Annotated in this window: 1 tRNA gene and 2 rRNA genes; all 3 read left to right on the top strand. The window is 46.0% G+C overall.

The features are described 5' to 3' along the window. Window positions 1-415 (top strand): 16S ribosomal RNA (locus NSA23_RS16420); the annotation flags it as partial. A 62-nt stretch (window positions 416-477) separates the two neighbouring features. Beyond that, a tRNA-Ala gene (locus NSA23_RS16415) sits at window positions 478-553 on the top strand. A 151-nt stretch (window positions 554-704) separates the two neighbouring features. Then, window positions 705-2,448: ribosomal RNA gene (locus NSA23_RS16410) — 23S ribosomal RNA — on the top strand; the annotation flags it as partial.

The raw sequence follows: 2,448 nt of genomic DNA, 5'->3' as shown, positions 1-2,448 counted from the left end.
AAACAGTTTGGCTGTGCACTCTAAAGGGACTGCCGATGAGAAATCGGAGGAAGGTGGGGATGACGTCAAATCATCATGCCCTTTATGTCCTGGGCTACACACGTGCTACAATGGTCGATACAACGGGCTTGCCACCTCGCAAGAGGGAGCTAATCCCACAAAGTCGATCCCAGTTCGGATTGTAGGCTGCAACTCGCCTACATGAAGCTGGAGTTGCTAGTAATCGCAAATCAGAATGTTGCGGTGAATACGTTCCCGGGTCTTGTACACACCGCCCGTCACACCATGGAAGTTGACAATACCCGAAGCCAGTGAGCCAACCATTTGGAGGCAGCTGTCGAAGGTAGGGCCAATGACTGGGGTGAAGTCGTAACAAGGTAGCCGTATCGGAAGGTGCGGCTGGATCACCTCCTTTCTAAGGAGTTCTTTATAGGATTCTTTTACACTGTTTTAATTTTATATATTTTAATCATTCATGGGGGTGTAGCTCAGTTGGGAGAGCACCTGCCTTGCAAGCAGGGGGTCAGGAGTTCGAATCTCCTCATCTCCACCATTATTCAACCTTATGGATTGAATATTATAAGCTAATTAGACTCAAGCTAATATTGAGTAACGAGTTACAAGTCAGTCTTTGATTTCTGTAACTCATGTACATTGAAAATTACACAGTAAGAAAAATTGTTAGTTAATATAACAATTTCACTGGTCAAGCTAATAAGGGCATAGGGTGAATGCCTTGGCACCAGAAGCCGATGAAGGACGGGGTAAGCACCGAAATGCCTCGGGGAGCTGCAAACAAGCTTTGATCCGAGGATTTCCGAATGGGGAAACCTACCTAGATTTTCTAGGTATCATCTACTGAATTCATAGGTAGATGAAGGAATACCAGGGGAACTGAAACATCTAAGTACCCTGAGGAAAAGAAAGAAAACTCGATTTCCTAAGTAGCGGCGAGCGAAAGGGAAGGAGCCTAAACTTATAGAGTTTACTCTATAAGGGTTGTGGACCAGCATCACATAAATTTAATTTGTAGCTGAAAAACCTGGAAAGGTTTACTATAGAAGGTGATAGTCCTGTAAGTGAAACAAATTAATTTATAGCTGGTATCCAAAGTACCATGGGGCACGTGAAATCCTGTGGGAAGCTGGGAGGACCATCTCCCAAGGCTAAATACTAACTGGTGACCGATAGTGAAGAAGTACCGTGAGGGAAAGGTGAAAAGAACCCCGGAAGGGGAGTGAAATAGAATCTGAAACCCTATGTTTACAAGCAGTGGAAGCACTTTTTATGTGCAACCACGTACTTTTTGTAGAACGAGCCAGCGAGTTACGATATATAGCAAGGTTAAACTTTTTACAAAGTGAAGCCGCAGGGAAACCAAGTCTAAATAGGGCTATTAGTTATATGTCGTAGACCCGAAACCAGGTGACCTACCCATGAGCAGAGCGAAACGAAAGTAAAATTTCGTGGAGGCTCGAACCGTTTAGTGTTGAAAAACTATCGGATGACTTGTGGGTAGCGGTGAAATTCCAATCGAACCTGGATATAGCTGGTTCTCCTCGAAATAGCTTTAGGGCTAGCCTCAAGTAAGTGACGTGGAGGTAGAGCACTGAATGGTCTAGGGGCACTTTGTGCTACCAAAACCTATCAAACTCCGAATGCCACAGTCATGTTGCTTGGGAGTCAGACTGCGGGAGATAAGTTTCGTAGTCGAAAGGGAAAGAGCCCAGACCACCAGCTAAGGTCCCTAAATCCAGATTAAGTGGGAAAGGATGTAAAGTTACACAGACAACCAGGATGTTGGCTTAGAAGCAGCCACTCATTTAAAGAGTGCGTAACAGCTCACTGGTCGAGTGGCTTTGCGCCGAAGATTTCCGGGGCTAAAATCTGGTACCGAAGCTGTGGATTCGTAAGAATGGTAGAGGAGCATTCTGTATGGGCTGAAGCTACACCGTAAGGAGTGGTGGACTATACAGAAGAGAGAATGCTGGCATGAGTAGCGATAAGGCGAGTGAGAATCTCGCCCGTCGAAAGCCTAAGGTTTCCTGAGGAAGGCTCGTCCTCTCAGGGTTAGTCGGGACCTAAGCTGAGGCCCAATGGCGTAGGCGATGGACAACAGGTTGAGATTCCTGTACTATTTATATGCGTTTGAGAGAAGGGGTGACGCAGGAGGATAGGCTATGCGTACTGTTGGTTATGTACGTCCAAACCTGTAGAAAGCTCCTATAGGCAAATCCGTAGGAGAGTTTCAAGAGGTGATGGGGAGCGAAAAACAAGTAGTGAAGTAGCTGAATCCATACTGCCAAGAAAAGCCTCTATCGAGTATATAAATACCCGTACCGCAAACCGACACAGGTAGGCGAGGAGAAAATCCTAAGACGTGCGGAAGAACCCTTGTTAAGGAACTAGGCAAAATAACCCCGTAACTTCGGGAGAAGGGGTGCCAAC

The sequence above is a fragment of the Anaerosalibacter massiliensis genome, assembly GCF_024623155.1.
Lineage (GTDB): Bacteria > Bacillota > Clostridia > Tissierellales > Sporanaerobacteraceae > Anaerosalibacter > Anaerosalibacter massiliensis.
This window is presented reverse-complemented; position numbering and strand designations above follow the sequence as displayed.